The following is a 23866-nucleotide window of genomic DNA, read 5'->3' on the forward strand; positions in this document are numbered from 1 at the left end:
TGACGTAATTGCGAATGTAAGGGGAATTGAATCTTATTATACAATGTGTCCAATGCGTTGTGGAGAAAATTTCTAACCTCAGGAGATGAACGACATTGACGAACCTGCAAAACTTGATTAATGGTGCATGGGTTGATTCGATAAGTGGTGAAATGAGTGATGTTCTTAATCCTGCTACGGGAAAAGTGATTGCACGTGTACCACTTTCGACTGCTGCAGACGTAGAGCAAGCTGCGAACGCTGCCCAAAATGCGTTTGAATCGTGGAGTAGAACACCCGTTCCTAAGCGAGCTCGCATATTGTTTCATTATTGGCAGCTTCTTCAAGCTAACGAGCATGAAATTGCTGAATTGATCACGAAGGAGAATGGGAAAAGCTACAAGGAAGCACTAGGTGAAGTGCTGCGCGGGATCGAATGTGTGGAATTTGCTGCTGGCGCCCCCTCGCACATGATGGGGTCAACACTGGCTAACATTTCAGCGGATATGGATTCTGAATTATTTCGAGTACCGCTAGGCGTTGTCGGAGGGATAACTCCGTTTAACTTCCCCATGATGGTGCCGTGCTGGATGTTTCCGCTTGCGATTGCTTGTGGGAATACCTTTGTTCTTAAACCATCGGAACGAACACCGTTGACAGCGATGAAACTAGCTGCACTGATGCAAGAAGCAGGACTACCAAATGGTGTGCTGAATGTTGTTAACGGTGCTCACGATGTCGTGAATGCATTGACGACTCTGCCTGCTGTCAAAGCTGTTTCTTTCGTAGGTTCGCAGCCTGTAGCCAAGTATGTGTACGAACGAGCCTCAGCTGGAGGTAAAAGAGTGCAAGCTTTAGCTGGTGCTAAAAATTATCATATTGTCATGCCCGATGCACATCTGGAGAAAACGATTGAGAACATTGTTATGTCCTCGTTCGGTTCGGCAGGTGAGCGTTGTATGGCTTGTTCCGCTGTCGTGGTTGTGGGAGATGGAGATGCCTTTGTGAATGGACTCCAAGTTGCTGCATCACACTTGGTGCTTGGCAATGGCATGGAGGATCAAGTTACACTGACTCCGATTATTCGAGAGGAACAGCGTACGCGAATCGCGGGCTACATCGAGAAGGGAATCGCAGAAGGTGCGGAGCTGCTGATCGATGGGAGAGCGGCCGAAGCGTGTGAAGGGGAGGGCTTTTTCCTCGGAGCGACGATTTTCGATCATGTGAAGCCTGAGATGACGATTGCCAAAGAGGAGATATTCGGGCCGGTGTTATCTTTATTCCGCGCGGAGAACTTAAATGAAGCCTTAGCTTTAGTGAATCGATCGCGATTCGGCAACTCTGCGGTCATTTACACAGAGAATGCGAAGGCTGTCCGCCAATTCCGTGAGGAGGTCGAAGCGGGGATGCTAGGGGTCAATGTTGGCGTCCCGGCCCCAATGGCCTTTTTCCCATTCTCCGGCTGGAAGGATTCGTTCTATGGCGACTTGCATGCCAATGGCAAGGACGGCGTCGAATTTTATACGAAGAAAAAGATGATCACTTCAAGATTTTTTTGAGCTTTGAGGATTGGACCTGGGGGATACCTCAGGTTTTTTTCGTTATATTGAAAGAGTCCGTTGTCGGGAAGATGTCAATTTAGTATGATGGAGAGTACGTCAAGAGGAATACGGAGGACTCCATTACCATGAAAAATAATCGAAAAAAAAGCAACTCGATGGGGCAATATCGCGAGCTATTGGGACGCTATTTGTTTCCGCAGAAGGGGACACTGATCGGACTAACATTCCTGTTGTTCGCGTCCATTGGGTTGCAGCTGATTAATCCGCAAATTATCCGCTATTTTATTGATACGGCGCAGTCGCAAGGGGCGATGGAGCCACTTATTACAGCGGCGCTATTATTTATTGGCTTTGCACTGGTGCAGCAGCTGGTATCCGTGATTGCGACCTATTTCAGTGAGAATGTCGGTTGGAAAACAACGAATAAGCTGCGTGTCGATTTAGCTGCACATTGTCTATCGCTGGATATGTCTTTTCATAAAAGTCATACATCCGGCTCCCTAATTGAGCGCGTAGATGGCGACGTGAATGCGCTTGCGAATTTTTTCTCCAGCATGATCATTCATTTATTTGGGAATGTGCTGCTGATGGCAGGCATTCTGATCCTATTATTTCGCGAAAATTGGTTAATTGGCGTAGGGATGGCTATTTTCGTTGTCTGCGCCATCTATTTGATTCAATGGATTCGTCAGTTTGCTGTTCCTGTCTGGGCGGGGTGGCGTCAGGCGAATGCTGAGTTTTATGGATTTATCGGTGAACATTTGGAGGGTACAGAGGATATTCGAGCTAATGGTGCGGTACGCTTCGTGATGAATCGTTTCTATACGATGCTTCGAAAAATGCTGCCGCTGCGCGTCAAAGCATTCCTTGGTTTTTGTGCGATGTGGAATATGTCGATATTCGTGTTTGCATTAGGGAATGCCATGGCCTTTGGGATCAGCGCCTACCTATGGCATGGCAATCATATTTCATTAGGTACGGTGTATCTCATTTTCTTCTATACCGAATTGCTCGCTAAACCGATTGAGAAGATACGAACACAAATGGAAGATTTGCAAAAAGCAGATGCGAGTATTTCCCGTATTCGCGAGCTTTTCGCGATAAAGTCCAAGATTCAAGATGGCCCAGGGGCTGGGCTTCCGGAAGGGCCGCTGGGTGTGGATTTCAAAGATGTTGTGTTTAGTTATGACGAGGATCAACCGACGATCGATAACTTAACGATGACTTTAAAACCTGGCGAAGTGCTAGGATTGCTAGGCCGCACAGGGAGCGGAAAGTCCACAATTGCAAGGCTATTGCTGCGCTTCTATGATCCGCAAAGCGGTGTGATTGCGCTAAGCGGAACCGACATTCGTACATGTAAATTAGCAGATCTACGGAAACGGGTCGCGCTTGTAACTCAAAATATTGAAATCATCCAAGGAACAATTCGCGATAATTTAACCTTTTATGATGCGTCGATTCGGGATGAACAGATTTTTGCGGTACTGCATGAACTCGGCTTAGGTGCTTGGTATGAAGCGATGCCGGAAGGATTAGATACGGGGCTAGCTTCAGGAGGAAGCAGTTTATCTGCTGGAGAAGCGCAATTATTGGCATTTGCCCGTGTATTCCTAACGAATCCGGGACTGGTTATTATGGACGAAGCTTCCTCACGTCTGGATCCATTAACTGAGCAACGCATGGAGAAAGCTGTTTCCAAATTATTGGCGGAACGCTCTTGCATCATGATTGCCCATCGACTTGCCACTGTACAGCGTGCGGATCACATCGTTATTTTGGATAGAGGACGTGTACTGGAATCTGGTCGAAGAGAAGTGCTGGCCGCGGATCCGAATTCCCGCTTCAGCCAATTACTCGCGACAGGGTTAGAGGAGGTGTTGGCATGACCACGTTTCAATATTTAAAAGGGTTGATCATGTATCGACCTTTCCGGTATTTTATCAATGCGTTAGCATGGACAATTATTTACTTGGCACCTATTGCTCCCGGTCTCATAACAAAAGCTTTTTTTGATACGCTAACGGGCAATGCTACGTTGAAATTTGGCGTGTGGGGCTTGATTGCTTTATTGATCGGGGCAGCCTTAGGGCGAATCTTATTAATTATTATTGGTTTCATTACGGATGTGCATTTCCGTTTTCGCATGGGGATGCTGCTTCGACGCAATTTGTTAGAGCATGTTCTAAAGCAACCTGGCGCACAAGCGATTCCAGTTTCACCAGGGGAAGCAATTAGCCATTTCCGGGACGATGTGGACCAATCGGAGGAAGCGGCGAGCTGGTCGGTTGATGTTTTTGGAATGACGTGTTTCGCCCTCGTGTCCGGATACATATTGATTCGCATCGATGCTCAAATGACACTGCTTGTGTTTATGCCAATCGTCATCGTGATCACAGCCGCTCAATTGGCAACCGTTCGTTTGCAAAAGTACCGCGCAGCCAGCCGCGAATCTACCTCCAAGGTGACCGGAGAAATCAGCGAAATGTTCGGGAATGTGCAAGCGATCCAAGTCGCTGGCGCCGAGAATCGCGTAATGGAGCGGTTCCGCAGCTTCGGTGATGCCCGTCGAAAAGCGATGCTAAAGGATCGATTGATGAGCGAACTTCTCGATTCAGTCTTTTCTAACTCAGTCAATTTGGGTACAGGGTTACTGCTTCTGTTAGCAGGTACCAAAATGAGAGCAGGGACGTTCACTGTTGGTGATCTTGCCTTATTTGTCTACTATTTGACCTTCGTGACACAGTTTATTACGAATGTCGGGAAGTTTATCACGTATTTTAAGCAAATGAGTGTGTCACTTGAACGTTTGACGTTCTTGCTGCAAGGTGCGTCGGCGAAAGTGTTGACGATGGTAAAGCCGCTGTATTTGAAAAAAGAGCGGGTGGAAAAGGTTGATGTGAAGAGCCCAGACAGCGTCGTAGCGCCTCCGCTGCAGCGTCTGGAAGTGAATGGGCTCAGCTACACCTACCCGGATACGGGTAGAGGGATCGCTGACATTCACTTCGCCATGCAAAGAGGATCGTTCACCGTCATCACGGGAACGATCGGCTCAGGCAAAACCACGCTGGTTCGTTCCCTCCTTGGGCTGCTGCCCAAGGAGAAAGGAACGATTGCGTGGAATGGCGTGCCCGTCGAAGATCCGGGCACCTTCTTTACACCGCCGCAGAGCGCCTATACCGCGCAGGTGCCGCGGTTATACAGCGATACGCTGCGCAATAATATTTTGCTCGGGCAAGCGGAGCAAGGTGACAGCTTGCAGCAGGCTTTGAACGCGGCGGTGCTCGAGTACGACGTCGCGCAGCTGCCTGGCGGGCTGGACACGGTCATCGGCCCGCGCGGGGTGAAGCTCTCCGGCGGCCAAGCGCAACGGACGGCCGCAGCTCGTATGCTCGTGCGGGACGCCGAGCTGTATGTTTTCGACGACCTGTCGAGCGCGCTCGACGTCGAGACGGAGCAGAAGCTCTGGGAGCGAATGTTCGAGCGTCGCAGTGATGCGACATGTCTCGTGGTATCGCACCGCAAAACCGCGTTGACGCGCGCCGATCACATCATCGTGATGAAGGACGGCCACATCGAAGCGGAAGGCACGTCGGAGGAACTGCTGCGACAAAGCTCCACATTCCGTGAGCTGTGGTACGGGGATGATCGTAAGGCGTAGTCATAAACGCAGCTCCTTCGCCATTCGTGACTAGCAATAAAGGAAATTGGAGCTGCGTCGCGAATAGAGGTATGTATATTGGATTTTCGAGACTGTCGATTAACTGTTTATCCTGAATGTCATATACACCGTTTGAAATTTAGAAAACAACCGGGAACTTCTGCAACTGGGATAAATTATCGCTTCTATGACATAGAGTTGAACCTCGGTCGCAAAATAGCGTTATTCCGTAATGCTATTTTTTCGCAGAACATGCCTATGTAGCAAATAACGTTATGGCACACCTTTATTTGAATTCACATGTGACCGTACCTTTGTAAGGAGAGACAACCTCCTCTGAAAACGACATTTTTTGTAAGAATTCAATGAGTTGCCTGTTTATTAAGCCTCGATTCATGAATCGACAGTCTCTTTTCTGTAGATAATTTCAACGGAATTCCCTGAAAATGTTGAACTTCGTGAAATTAACGGAGGGGGAAGGTAGCCAACCATCAAGAAACCCACCTAATGTTACTAACAGAAGGTGGGTTTTTCAACACCTATCACTCAAGTAAAGGATGAACCCTTCGGATGATCAACACGCTCATTTTGGTTTTCGTATTAACGATGATTATTCATACGGCTGAGACGCTATCGTATTCGATTCGTTATGCGGGTGTTCGAGTGAACAAACTCGCGGTAGCGCTGTCGCTGGTCGGCATCGTCGTGCTCGTTTCGCGCACAGCGAATCTGATACAGGCGCCGATGACTGCGCATTTTGTTGATTTTGCCAAGCATGAGCCAACGTTTGATTTGGTCCGATATTTACGCATATCTCTGCTTGCTTCTTCTATCGGGACGGTCATCGCGATCGCGTTATTCCCGACTTTTATCTCCATCAGTGCTAGAGTTATTGCTCGGCTTGAAATCGCAGGATCGCTGCCGAAAATGCTCACCAATGTCACGATTACACAACTCAAGAACACGACCAAATATATCAAAAAACCCAAGGTAAAGCTCAGTCAGTTCCGGTATCTTGGCATCTCCAAAAGGTTTCTGTTCATTAATATCATTGTGACGGCTTTCTACTCTGTAGGTGTCCTTGCATCGCTATATGCGGCTCATTTATGGCCAGATCACGCGACAACCGCCTCACAAGCTTCGGGACTGATTAACGGGATTGCGACTATTTTGTTAACTATCTTTATTGATCCTCAGCTAGGTCTAATTACGGACAAGGCATTGCACGACGAAACTCAACGGAATCAGTTAGGCAAAATCTACGCATTACTCATGACGACACGCTTCTTAGGGACGTTGCTTGCACAAGTTTTTCTAGTGCCGTCGGCGTATTTTATCGGCTGGATTGTGCAGTTCTTTTTCTAATCGATGTGAAATCCTTTCTTTCATCGCCCTTGCTTGGTATAATAGCCTCTATCATAGTAGCGTTAAGAAGAAACGGAGTCCGACCATGAAGAAGTTCAAGAAATTTTATATTGAAATAACGAGCGTATGCAATTTGGCTTGCACATTCTGTCCACAGACGAAACGTCAAGCGAATTTCATCAAAATAGATACGTTTACGAATATCCTTGACCAAATCAAGCCGCACACGGATCACATTTACTTGCATGTGAAGGGGGAGCCGCTTCTCCATCCCAAAATCGACGAATTACTAGATTTGAGCCACGAAAAGGGCTTCAAAGTAAATATCACGACGAATGGGACACTCATTAACAAAAACAGGCACAAGCTGCTCGATAAGCCGGCGCTTCGCCAAATGAATTTTTCCCTGCACAGCTTTGACGGCCATGAGGGCTCTGAAGATAAGGAAGGCTATGTGACCAGTATCCTGCGATTTGCTAAGGAAATTGTTGCGAAATCCAATGTCATTATTTCCTTCCGATTATGGAATTTGGACACGGATAATCAGACGAATTTGGAACGGAATCGAAATCGTGAAGTGCTGGAATTGCTAGAGAAAGAGTTCGAGCTTGATTACAAAATCGATGAGAAGTTCGTCCGTGGAACTGGTGTAAAGCTTACGGATCGAGTCTATTTAAATCAGGATCACGAGTTCCAGTGGCCGGATTTGAAGGCTGAGGAGATTTCAGGGCCCGGTTTCTGTCATGCTCTGCGTAATCAGGCTGGTATTCTCGTAGATGGCACCGTTATTCCTTGCTGTTTGGATGGCGAAGGGGTTATCAATCTAGGGAATATTAACCACACGCCTTTCTCCGAAATCGTTGAGGGAGAACGTGCGAATCGGTTATTCGAAGGCTTTTCCAGACGTGAAGTGGTGGAGGAACTATGCCGGAAATGCGGCTATCGCGAACGTTTTAGTATGTAAAAGAAGGCTCATTCCGTTAAGCAAAGTTGCTTGCGGAGTGAGCATTTTTGCTTTTATTTAACATCCATGAGATAATAGAAGTTTGATTCTTAACTAGAGGGTTGGGGGCATTAACGTGGGACGTTATCCATTTGCATATGATCATGCGCAGCCATACATGCAGCAAGTGTCCGACTGGATTGCGGATATCTTTTATGACATATTGCCTGAAGCAGGTTTTGAGGTTCGGGATGAACAAATTTATATGGCTTTTCAGCTGGAGCGGGCCTATGCGGAGAAGCAGACTATTTTTGCGGAAGCTGGTGTTGGGACAGGCAAAACGTTAGTCTATCTGCTATACGCACTATGTTATTCGCGTTTTACGAAGAAACCGGCCATCATCGCCTGTGCGGATGAATCGTTAATTGAGCAGCTTGTAAAACCAGGCGGGGATATCGACAAAATTTCTCGCCATTTGAATATGGAAATTGATGCACGACTCGCGAAGTCACCAGATCAATATGCGTGCTTAGTCAAGCTGGATGAAGCTAGATTTGGCCACGAAGATACGGGACTATACCGTGAAGTCTACGAGAGCCTTCCTGATTTTGTTCACACGCGTGAAGCACTACAAACGTTCTATGCTTACGGGGATCGCAAAAACTATCCGCAACTGAACGATGAACAATGGCACCGAATGAACTGGGATGCTTACCAAGACTGTTTTGTATGTGATAAACGCCATCGGTGTGGACAAACCTTATCCCGTGAATCCTACCGCAAATCGGCGGATTTAATTATATGTTCGCATGATTTCTACATGGAGCATGTATGGACTTACGACGCTAGAAAACGAGAAGGACAGCTGCCATTGCTGCCTGATCACTGCACAGTTGTATTTGATGAAGGACATTTAATGGAATCCGCTGCCCAAAAAGCGTTGACCTATAAGCTCAAGCATGTCATTTTCGAGGAATTGGTCATCCGCTTGTTAAAAGGGGAAGTTCGTGAAACCTTAGCGGTCTGTATTGATCGAGCAATCGAGCAGAGCGAACGGATGTTCGATGTGCTTGAAAGCTGCTGTCGTCCGATTGCTGGCTCCGATCGTAAACAAATCATCATGAGTGATCTTTTGAAAAGAGAGATTCATACGTTCTGTGATATTTTGTCCGAGATCGAAGAGGAGCTCGTCTTTGAAGGAGAAATGTTTACGCTCAATGACTATCAGCTGAAGATTGTCGAGGAGCATTTGGAGATGATGCAAAAGGCTCTTGCCTTATTCCGCAATGATCATAGCTTCATTTGTTGGGCGACGGAAAGTATTACCGGACTCAGTCTTGTCATTATGCCTAGAACGGTGAAGGAAGTGTTGAAGGAGCATGTGTTTTCTTCTAAAATGCCGATTGTCTTCTCCTCGGCGACACTTTCGGTGGAAGGCAGCTTTGACTATGTGGCAAATAGCTTAGGTTTGGAGAAATATCTCTCTTTCTCCGTAGATTCTCCATATGACTATGTTGAACGGATGGAAGTCATCGCCCCGCGCTTCAATGAAGGCGGAACGTTCCAAGAGAAGCTGAATTCAGCTGTTGAATTGTTGAAAAGAACGGAAGGCAGAGCGTTGATTCTGTTCCCGACGCATCAGGAATTACAACGCTTCAAGGTTGAGATGTCCTCACATACGGATTGTAAAGATCTCACTTTCCTCTACGAAGGAGATCGCGAGATTTCGCATGTGATCGCCTCATTCCAGGAAGATGAACACAGTGTATTAGCTGCCGTAAGCTTGTGGGAGGGACTTGATATTCCTGGTCCATCACTTTCGAATGTCATTGTGTGGGCACTGCCGTTTCCTCCGCAAGACCCCGTGTTTAATGCGAAACGAGAGGCTGCAGCTTCACCTTATGAAGAAGTTGATATTCCTTACATGTTGCTTCGCCTGCGTCAAGGTATGGGGAGATTGATCCGAACGCGTGAGGACAGTGGAATTATCGCGATTTTCAGCGATGAGTTATATACGAATACATCACTTCGTGAGCATGTCGAGCGGGTATTGCCGGCGGGCGTTGAGATGAAATCTGAATAGCATGATAGGGAAAGAGGGGCAGATGATCTGCGCCTCTTTTTTTTCACTCAATTACAATTCCTTTACACATGGTCCTAGTAAAAGACAATATTTGCAAAGAGCAATCTACATCTATCAGCCTATGGAAATAGAAACCAGAATATGAAATTATAGTAGCATATTCGCCTATCATTGATAACTTCGAGAGGATGTTGAACATGCTTAAAAAGTCAGTTATTGTATCTTCAGTTGTATTGATGTCTATGATTCCTATGTTTTCATTAAGTCAGGCATCTTATGCCGCAGATTTAACGAATGGAAAAGAGACGGCCATCAAAGTGATGGAGTATAATATTCACCATGCCGAAGGCATGGATGACATTCTAAATTTGAACCGAATTGGTGACGTTATTCTATCTTCGGGTGCTGATATCATTGGTTTGCAGGAAGTCGATAATCATTTTTCCGCACGTAGTAATTTCGAAGATCAAGCGAAATGGTTAGCCAATTACTTAGGTATGCATTACGAGTTTGCTGCGAATCTTGACAACGATCCCTTAAATGTGGGGGAACCTCGTCGTCAATACGGAACGGTTATTTTAAGTAAATATCCTATTCTTTCTAGCGAAAATCATTTACTCGATAATACGCAATATCCTTCAGAACAACGCGGTCTTGCGAAAACAGTTATTAACGTGAGAGGAAATCACATTAATTTTTACAATACGCACCTGGACAATAAGAGAGCTGAACAAAGAGATATTCAAGTCAATGAGATCCTTGACATTGTCCATAAAAGTAAAGGAACAAGCATTTTAGTGGGAGACTTCAATGCCACGCCAGATAGTCCAGAAATAATAAAAATGTCTGCGCAGTATCATGACGTATTTGCAGAACTTGGCATGAATGATGCCTACACCTCTTATTATTATTCAGACAAGCCTAATCGTCGCATTGATTATATTTATACATCGGAAGATGTACAGATTAAAGCAGGTAAAGTAATAGACACGATTGCAGCTGATCACTTACCTATTACGGCCGAGCTTGTTATTAAGAAGAAAGACCACCATGCTCACGATGATAAAGGGCATAACCACCACAATTAAGGAAGCAAATGATGTTTAACGATATGAATACGAACCCCTTCCGTGATGAACGGAAGGGGTTTTTATTGCATGCGTATTTTTCATTTTTTGTCGCGGCGCAGTCTATTGGCTAATAAAAGCGTGTATACATAACATATATTGAAAGCGTTTACAGCTTGTCCGAAGAATTACGATCGACCCAATCAACCTCGGCCAATCAGGAGTGAGCAGCATGAACACGTCGAAGGAGGTCGTCGCATGCATTTCTCATATACATCAGCTCAGCAAGACATGCGAAAGAAAGTACGTGAGTTTGCACTTACTCGAGTGGAACCTACTTCAGCAGAAAGGGATGAGTTGGAACGATTTGATCGTGGTATTTTCGACAGCCTAGGTGAACTTGGCTGGACCGGGATCCCTTGGCCCCAAGCATTTGGCGGCGGGGGAGCTGATTTTCTAACATATGCGATGGTCATTGAAGAGCTATCCCGCGTGTGTGCTTCCACGAGCGTCATGCTCTCCGTGCATACGTCGCTAGCCAGCTGGGCGATTCATACGTATGGTACGGATGTACAGAAGCAAGCGTTTTTGCTCCCTATGGCTGGAGGGCATAAGCTGGGCGCCTACTGTCTGACGGAAAGCGAATCCGGCTCAGATGCTGGTGCCATGCGCACGACAGCAACGAAGGATGGAGACTTCTACGTGCTTGACGGTTCCAAGCTCTTCGTGACGAACGGCGGGGAGGCGGAAGTGTATATCGTTTTTGCGGTGACGAATGCGATGAATAAGCCGAGGAGTTGCACGGCCTTCATTGTTGAAAAAGGGATGGAAGGGCTTATTTTCGGTACCAAGGAAAAAAAGCTAGGCATCCGCTCATCCACAACGATGGAGTTAAGGTTTGATGGTTGTAGAGTGCCAGCTGAGAACCGCCTAGGTCCCGAAGGAGAAGGCTTTCGCATCGCTATGCGAAGTCTGGATGGCGGTCGGATTGGGATTGCTGCGCAAGCAACGGGGATCGGCCAAGGAGCCTTGGACGCTGTAGTTGCTTATGGGGCAGGAGCTGGCTCGCTCAGCGGCGAGCTATTCGATGCTCATATCTCCGAGATGGCGACGCACATTGAGGCCGCAAGACTGCTGACCTATCAAGCCGCTTGGCGCAAAAGCCAAGGGCTCTCATATGGGAAGCAGGCTGCCATAGCGAAGCTTTTTGCCAGTGATACGGCGGTTAAAGTCTGTTTGCGGGCTGTGCAGCTCTGTGGCGCATGGGGTTGCTTGAAGGAGTCGAAGGTTGAGCGCTATCTGCGAGATGCCAAAGTAACACAAATTTATGAAGGGACGAATGAGATTCAGCGTATTGTGATTTCGCGTTTGCTGCTTTCTGAAAGTATGTAGGAAGGGAGTGCGAAAACATGAGTGATCACTACTTGCCTGGACTTGAGCATGTCATTGCCAGTGAGACCAGCATTTCATTTCTCGATGTTGAGAAAGAAGAAATTGTGATTCGCGGGTACGATTTGATGGAACTTGCTGAGTACATGACGTACTTAGATGTCGTTGGTTTGCTGTTAGAGGGTGAATTGCCGAGTGAAACGAGACGTCAAGCGATTCAATCACAAATTCAAGCGGTCTATGGATTACCTCCAAATGTGCGGGCTATGCTGCATTTGATGCCAGATCAAGCGGACATGATGGATGTGCTTCGAACGAGTATTTCCGCGCTAGCGAGCTTTGATGAGGAGCTTGATGATCGATCACCTGAGGCAAACCGACGCAAAGCCATTCGCCTTTTAGCGAAAGTACCGCAAATTGTTGCTTATGGCTATCGAGCTATTACGAAGCAACCGCTCATTGAACCTGAGTCTAAGTTATCGTATACGGCTAACTTTTTGTATATGATCACGGGAACGATTCCTTCTCCGATGGAGGAAGCGATTTTTGATCAGTCTCTTATTGTGTACAGCGAACACGAATTACCGAATTCAACGTTTACGGCTCGCGTTATCGCCTCTACGCAGTCGGATTTATATGGTGCGCTTGTTGGCGCGGTAGCCTCTCTCAAAGGCACATTGCACGGCGGAGCGAACGAAGCGGTCATGCACATGCTGCTGGAAGCAGGTTCCGAAGATGATCTCGAAGCCTTAATTCGTTCTAAGCTTGCTCGGAAAGAGCGTATCATGGGCTTTGGTCATCGTGTCTATATGCGAAAACCTGACCCACGCGCCCTGCTAATGAAGGAAGCTTTGGCAAAGCTTGCACCCGCTTGTAATCAGCAGGAACTTTACGACATGTGTGTGCGAGGGGAAGACGTTATGCGGAGGGAGAAAGGTCTCCATCCCAATCTAGATTACTATGCTGCTCCTGTCTATTACTTGCTTGGCATTCCAATTGAGCTGTTTACACCTGTTTTTCTTGCTGCGCGCACCGTTGGTATCAGTGCACATGTGATGGAGCAGCATGCGAACAATCGTCTTTTCCGACCTCGGGTCCGTTATACCGGTGGGCGAGACTTACACCCGCCTCAAGCACAAAGTCTTACTGAAAGCGAGGACGAGATCGTATGAGTACACCTAGAGAACCTGCTCAGAGGGAGATGATTTTTGACCCGCTCATTGTCGAAATTGCGGAATACGCCTTGCATACAGAGATTGAAGGTGAGGAAGCGTATCAGATTGCGCACCATGTCCTACTGGACTCATTGGGAACAGGATTGCTTGCACTGCGTTTTCCGGCATGTACCAAACATCTCGGTCCGATTGTCCCAGGTGCTGAGGTCATAGGCGGTGCGCGTGTACCAGGAACTCGCTACGAATTGGACCCGGTGCAAGCGGCGTTCAACATCGGGTGTATGATTCGGTGGCTCGATTACAACGATACCTGGCTAGCGGCAGAATGGGGGCATCCCTCCGACAATTTAGGTAGTATTCTCGCTGTTGCCGATTACGTCAGTCGCAAACGAATTGCGGAGGGAGGCGTTCCATTCACTATCAAGGACGTCTTGACCATGGCAATCAAAGCTCATGAAATTCAAGGCGTGCTCGCTTTGGAAAATAGTTTGAATGGTGTCGGATTGGATCATGTCCATCTGGTGAAAGTGGCATCAACCGCCGTGGCGACAGTTATGCTGGGAGGTACGAAGGAGGAGGTATGCAGCGCAGTTTCTAATGCTTGGATCGATGGAGCAAGCTTACGCACGTATCGCCACGCGCCCAACACAGGATCTAGAAAATCATGGGCAGCCGGCGATGCGACAAGTAGAGCGGTTCGCTTGGCCTTCATGGCCGTAGGCGGGGAAATGGGGTATGCTTCTGCATTGACAGCTCCGAATTGGGGCTTTCAAGACGTACTCTTCGAAGGCAAGACGTTAACGCTAGCGCGCGCTTTGCGCAGTTACGTCATGGAACATATTTTATTTAAAATTTCGTTTCCAGCAGAATTTCATGCCCAAACAGCCGTCGAGTGCGCACTTACACTTCATGATCGTATCAAGGATAAATTAGTTGACATAACTAAAATTATGTTAACAACTCATAAATCTGCCCTGCGCATTATAGATAAAAAAGGTCCCCTGCATAATCCGGCAGATCGTGATCATTGCCTTCAATACATGGTTGCCATTGGCCTACTTTATGGGACATTAACTGCTGAGCATTACGAAGATGATATCGCAGCGGATTCCCGCATTGATGCGCTTCGTGAGCGCATGGTCGTTGTAGAGAACGAGCAATATAGCAAGGATTATTTGGATCCAGATAAGCGATCCATTGCCAACAGCATTCAAATTTACTTTAAAGACGGAACGTCTACGGAAAAAATCGTCTGTGAATACCCAATCGGACACCGCCGGCGGCGTGCTGAAGGGTTGCCGAAGGTAATCGATAAGTTTAAAGCCAATGTGCAAACACGTTTTCCGCGGAAACAGACAGAAGAAATTATGAAGCTATCGCTTGATTACGAGAAGCTCATTCAGACGACCGTTCCTGCGTATATGTCGCTTTTCGTGATTTAAGATGCAGCTAACGGTTGATTGTGTAAAAGTAGGAGGTCACTATGTCATGGCTGATTGAGGAGGAGCCGAGTCAAGAGCAGCTAGCTGCACAGTGGCGACGTTTAGTTGAAGCGGGTTCCCTGTTCCAAATTGTCGGTACCCACGATGGCATGGCAGCTAGAATGGCTAAACAAGCTGGGTTTTCGGCCCTGTACTTATCAGGAGCCGCATATACGGCGAGTAGAGGGTTGCCTGATCTGGGGCTTATTTATTCCAATGAGGTAGCTGATCGCGCACGTGAGTTAGTCCGCGCAGCAGGACTTCCATTATTGGTTGATATTGATACGGGATACGGCGGCATCCTGAACGTCGCACGAACAGCGAAGGAGATGGTGGAGGCGAAGGTCGCCGCTGTGCAAATAGAGGATCAAGATATGCCAAAGAAATGCGGCCATCTGAGTGGTAAGAAGCTCATTCCTACAGAAGAAATGTGCCAAAAAATCCGCACACTCAAAGCAGTTAGCCCGACATTGTACGTTCTTGCAAGGACGGATGCGAAAAGTGTTGAAGGCATGGCAGAAGCGGTTCAAAGAGCCAAACATTATCTCGCCGCTGGAGCGGATGCGATTTTCCCAGAAGCATTAGAAAGCGAGGAAGACTTTCAACATTTTCGAAAGGAAGTAGATGCACCTCTTTTGGCCAATATGACCGAATTCGGACGTACGCCGTACTATACGGCAGCGCAATTTGAAAGCTGGGGCTTTCGGATGGTTCTCTATCCGGTTACATCGCTTCGTGTGGCTGCGAAGGCCTATGAACGGGTTTTTGAGGAGATTCGTCAGGAAGGGACGCAGGTAGGATCACTAGCTGGCATGCAAACGCGTAGTGAGTTATATAAAGCCATACGGTATGAAGATTATGAGGCCTTGGACGGTTCGATTGCACGATCAACATGGGAGGAAAAGAGTTAGAGGTGCATGCGGCTTGGGGGAGGGCTCCACATGGATTACAGCCTTTCAGAGGAATTGGAAATGATTCGTAGCATGGTGCGTGATTTTGCAGCAGGGGAGGTTGCGCCGAAGTCGGTGCTGCGTGATGAGGAAGAGCGGTTTGACCGCTCGTTATTCAAGAGTATGGGGGAGCTTGGCTTAGCTGGGATTCTTATCCCTGAGGCGTATGGCGGACTTGGCTTGGATGCTTTCACGCATAGTTTGGTCTTGGAGGAGTTAGCTCGTGCATGTGCTTCGACTGGATATACGCTGTTTGTGCATAGTGCTTTGGCAAGTGCGGCAATTTCAATGTTTGGCACCGAGGAGCAAAAGCAGCTGAACTTGGGTCCAATGGGGAGTGCTGTGAAGCTTGGAGCATTTACATGGTCTGATATCAACCTAGAGCTTCACACAAGCGCGGTACGTGATGGTGATGAATATGTGTTGCGAGGCACTAAAGCCTTCGTTACCAATGCGGGTGAAGCGGATATCTTTGTCGTGTTTGCAGCGACTGGAGATGATCTATCGGCGCATGCGTGCAGCGCATTTATACTTGAGAAAGGCACACCTGGGTTCATCCTAGGCAAAAAGGAAAAAAAACTCGGCACGCTAGGTGCTCCTAGCCTGTCGTTAGAGCTTGTGGACTGCCGTATTCCAGTGGCGAATCGGCTTGGCGAGGAAGGAGAGGGTTATCGGATTGCCTTGCGAACCCTGGAAAGTGCCCGCAGCGGCATTGCCGCACTTGCCGTTGGGCTCGCGCAAGCAGCTATGGAAGCAGCGATTGCGTACGCAAAGACGCGCATGCAATTCGGTAAGCCGATCGCGCAGCAGCAGGCTATCGCATTCAAACTTGCGAATATGGCTGTGCACATCGAAGCAGCCAGATTGCTTACGTATCAAGCCGCATGGCGTGAGAGTGAGGGGGGAGGTGCCGACGGCGGAGGTGGGGAAAAGGACAACGGTAACGGTAATGGTAATGGCAACGGCAACGGCAACGGCAACGGCAACGACAAAAGCAATGGTAACGGCAAAAAACTGATCTCCAATCTTTTCGCTGGGGATACGGTGATGACCGTAACCATTGAAGCCGTTCAAACGTTAGGCGGCTATGGGTATACGAAGGCATTTCCAGTTGAACGTTACATGCGCGATGCGAAGATGCTCCAGATGGTCGAAGCCACGATGGAAGAGCAGCAGAGAGCGATTGTTCGTTTGTTGAGTAAGTAGTGAAGGACTGGAGGGCGAGGTGTATGAGAGAAAGTGTCATCGTTGGCGGAGCAAGAACCCCATTTGGTAAATTCGGTGGTGCACTGAAGGAGATTTCAGCTGTCGAATTAGGTGGGATTGCGATAAAAGAAGCTATACGACGTGCGTCTCTGGATCCTTCGTCGATTGAGGAAGTTTTGATGGGTATGGTACTGCAAGGAGGTGCAGGACAAATTCCTTCCCGTCAGGCGGCACGCAGAGCGGGCCTCGCCTGGCAGATCACGTCAGAGACAATTAACAAAGTGTGCGCTTCAGGCATGCGGAGTGTGACCATGGCGGACCAAATCATCCGCGCCGGCGATGCGTCAACACTTGTAGCAGGCGGCATGGAGAGTATGAGCTCGGCTCCATATCTGGCAACGCATGCGCGTTGGGGTGCACGAATGGGCGAACAGCGGCTTATTGATCTTATGATTCACGATGGTCTGACTTGCCCATTCGATAATGTGCATATGGTTGTCCATGGAAGTCGCGTTGCTGCTGAGTACACGATTGGACGTCAGGAGCAGGACGAATGGGCATTGCGTAGTCACCAATTAGCATTGGAAGCTATCTCAAAAGGTTATTTAGCTGAGGAAATTATCCCCGTTCATGTTGGAAAGAACGTAGTGATTCACGATGAAGGACCGCGTGTGGACACGGATCTGCCTAAGCTAGCCGCATTAACGCCAGTTTTTGATAACCGAGGCAGCATTACAGCAGGAAACGCACCTGGCGTGAATGATGGTGCGGCTGCGCTGGTTGTCATGGCAAAGGATGTGGCGTTAGATCAAGGCATTGTACCTATCGCGACTATTATTGGCCACGCGAGTGTCGGTGAACGAGCGCCATATATCGCGACAACACCTGCTCTAGCGATACGGAAGCTGCTGCAGCAAACGGGAATGAAGCTGGATCAGATCGATCGATTTGAGGTGAATGAAGCTTTTGCCGCTGTCGTACTAACATGTGAAAGCTTGTTAGGTTGGGACACGCAGCGGGTCAATGTCAACGGAGGCGCGATTGCGCTTGGTCATCCGATTGGCGCTAGCGGTACGCGGATTATTCTCACGTTAATTCATGAGCTCCGTAGAAATGGTGGTGGTTATGGGATTGCGGCCATATGCAGTGGAACGGCGCAAGGCGATGCTATTTTGCTGCGTGTAGAGTAAGGGTTAGAAAGAAGTCGTAGGAGCGAGATACCATGTTCATTCAAAGCATTATGGTAGTTGGCGCTGGGCAGATGGGAAGTGGCATTGCGCAAGTAGCTGCATCCGCAGGGCGTACTGTGCTGTGGCACGATCTATCCACACAGCTGCTCGACAAAGGCGTAACGAGTATTCGACAGCAACTAGAACGTCGTGTTATAAAAGGCAAATTAACGGAAGTAGAGAAAGCGGAAATCCTTAGTCGTATTCTGCCTGCACCAGTTATTGACGAGGTAGCGCAAGTGGATCTTGTGATTGAGGCGATATCCGAGAATATGGCTTGGAAAACAGTGCTTTTTCAAAAGCTGGACGGCATCTGTGCACCTCATGTGATATTGGCGACGAATACGTCATCTTTACCGATTACGGAGATTGCGGCGGCGACTACTCGCCCGTCGCAGGTCATCGGCATGCATTTTATGAACCCGGTTCCCGTTATGCCGTTGATTGAAATCATTCGCGGTCTAGAAACCTCACAAGTTGTCTTTGATGCGATCTTTCAGCTTAGTCAGGAACTTGGTAAAACACCGGTGGAAGTGCAGGATTTTCCTGGATTCGTCTCAAATCGCATTCTTATGCCGATGATTAATGAAGCTGTTTTTACTGTCTATGAAGGGGTAGCTACGGTAGATGCTGTAGATACAGTGATGAAGCTAGGAATGAACCATCCAATGGGACCGCTAGAACTGGCCGATTTAATTGGTCTGGACACCTGCTTATCCATCATGGAAATACTTTATGAAGGCTTCAAGGATTCAAAGTATCGCCCTTGTCCGTTATTAAGGAAATATGTGAAGGCAGGGCGTCTCGGACGTAAATCAGGGCAAGGATTTTATACGTATTCTAGTTAATCGGCGAGATAGCTTAATCTGCAGTCACTCTGTTGAGGGGCTGTTTTTGTTTTATTTTGGAAGGTAATTATCAGCAAGGAAAGGAATAAGTAAGTGCTGGTTGAAGTGTAAGGAGTAACTTGGGAGTAGAAAGGGTGGATGTAGTATGGAGAAATCTTGTTTAGGTTGTCAGTTAGCAAATGGACAAGTTGAGGCACATGTCTTATATGAAAATGAGTGGTTGACGGTAATCTTAGATATTGCACCGTTGAATGAAGGACATGTTCTGCTGATTCCCAAAAAACACGTTGCTGAATGGGATGAGATGGAGGAAGAGGTTGCAGCCGCAATGCTTACGACTTCCATGCAGATGTCTCGCCTAATTAAAAAATGCTTTCAACCTGATGGCGTTACAATCATCCAGAATGGCGGTATTTTCAACGATTTAGGCCATGTCCATGTGCACGTTTTTCCAAGATATGCAGGCGATGGTTTTGGATGGTTGGAGCCTGAGGATCACAATAACAATCAGAATCGGTTGGCTGAGACGAAGGTTTTGATGATTAATGCCATTAATGATTTATGTTATTAAATATAAAAAGTTGGCATCCTTTTGGGAACATGATAAACTGCTATGGGGCAACACCGCAACGGATTGATCTGATTACCCAGCAAGCAGCAGGTTAAGCTGGTGTTCAACAAAGGAGGCCATCTCTGTGAAGTTTCGAGCTGTATCGCGTGAAACCAAGATGAATTACATGCTTTGGTGTATAAAGAAGGAAATAAAGAAAGAAAATACGTACTTAGCATCCCTGCCGTATGATCCTTCACCCATTATTGGCGTTGTGAAGTATCATCTGGATCAGTGGGATCCCATGGAATTGCTTGAGCCTGGAAGTCTTGAGGATGAGTACGATGGTGAAGCGCGCAGCGTAACCATTTACATAACTAAGCATGCAGAAGATATAAGCGTAGCAGGGTTGGGACAAGCGATTCATCAGGTTTTTAGAAAATCTTTCTTGGATGAGTTTCAGTCCGAAGAAGATACCTTCGAAATTGCGATTGCCATCCTGCGTGATTTGACTAGTGGAAATGAGGAAGAATCGTGAGTGAAATGGTTGGGAAGTATTGTGCAAAGTTTTTTGGCAAAACAGGCGTTATTCTTGAAATCGGAGTTGTGAAAAAGGTAGCAAGTCGTACCATTCATGTCGATTGGGGAACCAAAACGTGGGTGTACCAGAACCGAGATTTTAACTGGACGCCACTTACCAAGGAAGAGTTCGAAGTCAAATACAAAAAGCCGAAATTCTCAGACGCCGCGCTCGTGCGTGCCGCTGAATTAGGCTTGAAAATTACTTATAACTAAGAAGCGGCTGCCTATGGCGGCTGTTTTTTTTGACGTAATGAGCAGAGAACTGCGAAAATACATCTTTTTCAAGGAGATTAGCCCGATTATCGAAGAATTGCTGCGAAAACACATCCTTTTTTGCGTATATTCCTTAAAAAGGGTAAATTCGGTGAAAAAAGATGCGTATTCGCATCTTTCCTAATAGAACGTGACTTCTTTAATGGAAAAAGATGCATTTTCGCATCTTTTTTTGATTCTGGCTGGCGCCCCGAGGCGAAAAACGATGAAGATATTCGAAAATTTCGAGTATCTCTACTCCGAGTATCTTCTCTATTTCATTAGCTCCTAAGCAAGGAAAAATTGAATACTACTTATTTTTTCCAAATAAATGGGTAGGGGGCATGATAAAATAAGTTGAGGGAAAAGTTAGTGAGGTGCAGTGATGAAATTGGTGTTTGAATCTAAAGGTGGCGAGGTCTGTTTCGTTGAGCTTGAAGCGTCAATGGAGGAAAGAGTGGAACGAAATAATACGCCACATCGACTCGCTCATAAGCCTACAAAAAGAGACGTTGTAACATCTGAACAAAATTTACGATTAAGTATGGAGAAGCATCGATTGAACTCACACGAGGGCGAAATAACTAGTGAAAATTATATGCGAATCAACAATTCAGATGTGCGTCCAGAGGATGTCGCAGCCCTGATTAAAGCAAGGTTTCAACTTTGACTCACAGCTTACTAAGGATGGAGGAACCCAGGATGTTGCACATTAGAGAATTGCAGCTGACCGAGGAATATCCAATTCACTTATTTCTTTTGGCCGACCCCGAGCTTGCGATGGTTGAATCTTATGTCTATCAAAGCAAATGCTACGTTTTGGAAGATAAGCATGAAATTATCGGCTCCTATTTGCTGCTCCCAACGAGACCGAAAACGGTTGAGCTGGTGAACATCGCTGTTATTACGAAGAAACAAGGCAGGGGCTATGGAAAGGAACTCGTCAAGCACGCGGTGGAGACGGCAAGGACACTCAACTATCAGACCATTGAGGTAGGTACAGGGAATTCTGGTGTTCAGCAACTCAGTCTCTATCAGAAGTGTGGTTTTCGTATCTATGGTGTCGATTTTGATTTTTTTACAAGGCATTATAAGGAACCTATTTTTGAAAATGGTATTCAATGTCGAGACATGATTCGGCTAAGTCAGGATTTATAAGTGTAAAAGGAAAAACTCCCGCAACTTGTGCCAAAAAGGCTCAATTGTGGGAGTTTTTCTGTATGGGGAACGCCGTTCGCGTCTATCTAGTATAGACAAATTTGTTGGTACCCATACATCACATGCAGATGTGAGTATCATTCAGGTGAGGTATCCATCCATTGACTTGAAAAAAAAGCTGAGGTATACTCAACTCATCGGTTTATTAATTAGTAAATTAGTAAATTACTAAATATAAAACCGAATGATGTAACGCAAATAAGAACCCAGTCACTTGAAGCTAACCATTTCCGGCATCCCTGTCCTATTTTTTAAAAGAACCATACTTTGTATCCCTTGGAGGAATCATCATGAAAATACCAACAACTCTTAAACATAAACCAGTCATCGTTGCTGAGAATTATGCCAATATCGATGGTAGATATACGCAAAACACGGATACACAAGGGCTTTCCCTTGGTCTTGCTCAGTGGAACGATAGAGGTAAGGTAGATATCTCGGCTAAAGTCTGGCGTTATACCGGTGAGAAATGGTCACGTCAATCCGAAGAGCTGCCACTGCACCGCGTGCTAGATCTAGCCATCCTTGTCTGCCGGACAAAACTGCATTTTCAAGAAGAGGCTTACCGCTATGAGAACGCGTATAATCCCGAAAATCCTATTATTGACCGAATTGGACTTCAAGGGGATGCCATGACGGTTGGCGTATGTACAGATAATGAGAAAATTAACGAAGATATCAAGCTGTTCAGCCAAGCCTTGAGTGATGATGGAGAGCTGATCGGGGAGCGACTGAGCACACTGTCCAGGATTTTGAAAGAAATGGGGTACTGATTGACATGTTAGACAAACAGAAGAAGAAGGAGCTAGCCACTAACTATAAGCAATCGTTTCGCGCGATGGGTGTCTATCAAATTCGCAATACACAGAACGATAAAATATTTGTTAATTGCAGTATGGATTTGGATGGGATGAAGAATCGGCTTGAATTCTGTAAACAGATGAATACCAATACATTTAATGAGCTGTCAAAGGACTGGGCGACGTACGGTGGCCAAAGCTTTGTATTTGAAGTACTTGATCGCATCGAGCCTCGGGATGAAGTCATGTTGGATGCCGCGGATCTCAAAAGCTATCGAGCCGAAATTGATGCTTTGCTTGAACTATGGCTAGAGAAGTTAGAGCCGTATGAGGAGAAAGGGTATAACAAACGGAAGCGCTAGTTTTTCTTTCATAAGAAGCAATCAAGGGGTGCCGTCACAAACGGACACCCTTTTTTTTGCATAAATAGGCAGGTTTCCACTGATCCTATGGCGAAATGGATAGAGATGTAAACATAGGAAGTCCATAAATAAAGTTCTACATAAGAGGAGTGAATGATGTGAAATACCGTCAACTTGGTGATACAGAACTTCAAATTAGTGAGGTTAGCTTTGGAACCTGGGCCATCGGTGGTGGTTGGGGGGAGTCCAATGATGATGAATCCATACGAGGGTTACATCGTGCGATGGACGCTGGTGTTAACTTTTTTGATACAGCAGATGTATATGGGTCAGGACATGCAGAAGAGCTACTCGCGAAAGCAACGAAGGGTAAAGAAGATGATGTACATATTGCTACGAAGTTTTGCCGTTCTGGAGATATTCATAATCTTGCAACCTATTCGGAACAAGCTGTTCGCCAATTTGCTGAAAATAGTTTGAAACGTTTGAATCGTGAGCGAATCGATCTCTACCAAATTCATTGTCCGCCTCTGGCGATTTTGAAAGATGGCTCTGTTTTCGAGGTTCTTGAGAAATTGAAAGCCGAGGGTAAAATTCGTCACTATGGCGTGAGCGTTGAGACCGTAGAGGAAGGGTTGTTCTGTCTCACGGTTCCTGGTGTTAAAGCGCTGCAAGTGATTTTTAACTTGTTCCGTCAAAAGCCTGCAGAAGCACTCTTTCCTCAAGCGAACGCTGCGGGTGTAGGAATTCTAGTAAGGCTTCCTCTGGCAAGCGGCTTATTAACCGGGAAATTCACGGCTGCCAGCACATTTGCTGCAGATGATCACCGGAATTTCAATGCCAACGGTGACCAGTTTAACGTAGGTGAAACGTTCGCAGGGCTGCCATTTACCAAAGGCGTTGAACTCGCGAAGGAGCTTGCTTGGATCGGTGAGGGTCGTGGTAACATGGCACGTGCTTCGATGCGTTGGATTCTGGAGAATCCAAACATTACGTGTATCATTCCAGGCTTTAAAAACGTGAAGCAAATTGAAGATAATTTGGCCACTTTAGAAGTACCAGCTTTTACTCCTGATGAGCTAGCACGTTTGCAAAGCTTCTATGCAACGCAAGTACATGAACACATTCGTGGTGCGTACTAGCCCAATTAGAAGGGAATGGGGT

Annotated in this window: 22 protein-coding genes; all 22 read left to right on the top strand. The window is 46.8% G+C overall.

Going from position 1 to position 23866, the window contains the following annotated elements:
- The first annotated feature begins 95 nt into the window (after positions 1–95).
- Positions 96–1538, top strand: a complete 1443-nt coding sequence (locus AC58QT_RS03465; protein ID WP_497407678.1) for a CoA-acylating methylmalonate-semialdehyde dehydrogenase — start codon at positions 96–98, stop codon at positions 1536–1538.
- Positions 1539–1666: 128 nt separating this feature from the next.
- The gene (locus AC58QT_RS03470; RefSeq protein ID WP_497407679.1) at positions 1667–3430 is read left to right on the top strand and encodes an ABC transporter ATP-binding protein; all 1764 of its coding nucleotides are present in this window, start codon (positions 1667–1669) and stop codon (positions 3428–3430) included.
- Complete coding sequence (locus tag AC58QT_RS03475) at positions 3427–5202, top strand: ABC transporter ATP-binding protein (RefSeq protein ID WP_497407680.1); 1776 nt, start codon at positions 3427–3429, stop codon at positions 5200–5202. The genes AC58QT_RS03470 and AC58QT_RS03475 overlap by 4 nt, the downstream gene beginning before the upstream one ends.
- A 570-nt stretch (positions 5203–5772) precedes the next feature.
- Complete coding sequence (locus AC58QT_RS03480) at positions 5773–6567, top strand: lipid II flippase Amj family protein (protein ID WP_497407681.1); 795 nt, start codon at positions 5773–5775, stop codon at positions 6565–6567.
- An 85-nt stretch (positions 6568–6652) separates the two neighbouring features.
- Positions 6653–7531 carry a radical SAM/SPASM domain-containing protein gene (locus AC58QT_RS03485; RefSeq protein ID WP_310500205.1) on the top strand — a complete coding sequence of 293 codons (879 nt, stop codon included), beginning with the start codon at positions 6653–6655 and terminating at the stop codon, positions 7529–7531.
- 115 nt (positions 7532–7646) lie between these two features.
- Positions 7647–9593, top strand: coding sequence for an ATP-dependent DNA helicase (locus tag AC58QT_RS03490; protein WP_497407682.1), 1947 nt, complete (start codon positions 7647–7649; stop codon positions 9591–9593).
- 197 nt (positions 9594–9790) lie between these two features.
- On the top strand, positions 9791–10681 hold the full coding sequence (locus AC58QT_RS03495) for an endonuclease/exonuclease/phosphatase family protein (RefSeq protein WP_497407683.1): 891 nt from the start codon (positions 9791–9793) through the stop codon (positions 10679–10681).
- Positions 10682–10918: 237 nt separating this feature from the next.
- Positions 10919–12052, top strand: a complete 1134-nt coding sequence (locus AC58QT_RS03500) for an acyl-CoA dehydrogenase family protein (RefSeq protein WP_497407684.1) — start codon at positions 10919–10921, stop codon at positions 12050–12052.
- A 17-nt stretch (positions 12053–12069) separates the two neighbouring features.
- Complete coding sequence (gene mmgD, locus AC58QT_RS03505) at positions 12070–13221, top strand: citrate synthase (RefSeq protein WP_497407685.1); 1152 nt, start codon at positions 12070–12072, stop codon at positions 13219–13221.
- Complete coding sequence (locus tag AC58QT_RS03510; protein ID WP_497407686.1) at positions 13218–14666, top strand: bifunctional 2-methylcitrate dehydratase/aconitate hydratase; 1449 nt, start codon at positions 13218–13220, stop codon at positions 14664–14666. The genes mmgD and AC58QT_RS03510 overlap by 4 nt, the downstream gene beginning before the upstream one ends.
- Positions 14667–14707: 41 nt before the next feature.
- Positions 14708–15616, top strand: a complete 909-nt coding sequence (gene prpB / locus AC58QT_RS03515) for a methylisocitrate lyase (protein WP_497407687.1) — start codon at positions 14708–14710, stop codon at positions 15614–15616.
- A 30-nt stretch (positions 15617–15646) separates the two neighbouring features.
- Positions 15647–16861, top strand: a complete 1215-nt coding sequence (locus AC58QT_RS03520; protein ID WP_497407688.1) for an acyl-CoA dehydrogenase family protein — start codon at positions 15647–15649, stop codon at positions 16859–16861.
- A gap of 23 nt (positions 16862–16884) precedes the next feature.
- On the top strand, positions 16885–18051 hold the full coding sequence (locus AC58QT_RS03525) for an acetyl-CoA C-acetyltransferase (RefSeq protein ID WP_497407689.1): 1167 nt from the start codon (positions 16885–16887) through the stop codon (positions 18049–18051).
- A gap of 32 nt (positions 18052–18083) precedes the next feature.
- Complete coding sequence (locus AC58QT_RS03530; protein ID WP_497407690.1) at positions 18084–18938, top strand: 3-hydroxybutyryl-CoA dehydrogenase; 855 nt, start codon at positions 18084–18086, stop codon at positions 18936–18938.
- A 145-nt stretch (positions 18939–19083) separates the two neighbouring features.
- Entirely contained in the window at positions 19084–19509 is a 426-nt protein-coding gene (locus AC58QT_RS03535) for an HIT family protein (RefSeq protein WP_497407691.1), read from the top strand.
- A 124-nt stretch (positions 19510–19633) separates the two neighbouring features.
- Entirely contained in the window at positions 19634–20026 is a 393-nt protein-coding gene (locus AC58QT_RS03540; protein ID WP_497407692.1) for a hypothetical protein, read from the top strand.
- On the top strand, positions 20023–20283 hold the full coding sequence (locus tag AC58QT_RS03545; RefSeq protein ID WP_056625290.1) for a hypothetical protein: 261 nt from the start codon (positions 20023–20025) through the stop codon (positions 20281–20283). The genes AC58QT_RS03540 and AC58QT_RS03545 overlap by 4 nt, the downstream gene beginning before the upstream one ends.
- A 424-nt stretch (positions 20284–20707) precedes the next feature.
- Positions 20708–20992 carry a hypothetical protein gene (locus tag AC58QT_RS03550; protein ID WP_497407693.1) on the top strand — a complete coding sequence of 95 codons (285 nt, stop codon included), beginning with the start codon at positions 20708–20710 and terminating at the stop codon, positions 20990–20992.
- A gap of 35 nt (positions 20993–21027) precedes the next feature.
- Positions 21028–21480: a GNAT family N-acetyltransferase gene (locus AC58QT_RS03555; RefSeq protein ID WP_497408078.1), complete on the top strand. Its 453-nt coding sequence runs from the start codon at positions 21028–21030 to the stop codon at positions 21478–21480.
- A 350-nt stretch (positions 21481–21830) separates the two neighbouring features.
- The gene (locus AC58QT_RS03560; RefSeq protein WP_497407694.1) at positions 21831–22313 is read left to right on the top strand and encodes a DUF6530 family protein; all 483 of its coding nucleotides are present in this window, start codon (positions 21831–21833) and stop codon (positions 22311–22313) included.
- A 5-nt stretch (positions 22314–22318) separates the two neighbouring features.
- Positions 22319–22702, top strand: a complete 384-nt coding sequence (locus tag AC58QT_RS03565) for a GIY-YIG nuclease family protein (protein ID WP_497407695.1) — start codon at positions 22319–22321, stop codon at positions 22700–22702.
- 158 nt (positions 22703–22860) lie between these two features.
- Complete coding sequence (locus AC58QT_RS03570; RefSeq protein ID WP_497407696.1) at positions 22861–23844, top strand: aldo/keto reductase; 984 nt, start codon at positions 22861–22863, stop codon at positions 23842–23844.
- Positions 23845–23866: the final 22 nt, after the last annotated feature.

This window comes from Paenibacillus sp. J31R109 (assembly GCF_059692055.1).